The organism is Pseudomonas sp. 2995-1, from assembly GCF_002742505.1.
Lineage (GTDB): Bacteria > Pseudomonadota > Gammaproteobacteria > Pseudomonadales > Pseudomonadaceae > Aquipseudomonas > Aquipseudomonas sivasensis.
On sequence record NZ_LJSA01000162.1, the window covers coordinates 1 to 236 of the forward strand.

Annotated in this window: 1 protein-coding gene; it reads left to right on the plus strand. The window is 40.3% G+C overall.

Going from position 1 to position 236, the window contains the following annotated elements:
- The coding region (locus tag AOA61_RS00510; RefSeq protein ID WP_143521153.1) for an ATP-binding cassette domain-containing protein at positions 1–236 on the plus strand (236 nt) is incomplete at both ends.

Here is a 236-nt window from a genome sequence, read left to right on the forward strand (position 1 = left end):
GTATTTAGCCGATCTAAAGGATTATCCAATAAAAAAGGCGAGGCAAAGGGCGCTAGAATACTTAAAGAAGTTTGATTTAGAAGGAAAAGAAAATGTGACAGTGGAGGAATTATCGAAAGGGATGGGGCAGAAGGTACAGTTTATTGCATCCATTCTTCACGAACCACAACTACTCATTCTAGATGAACCCTTCTCTGGCCTTGACCCAGTAAGTCAGGAGTTATTTAAAAGCGAGA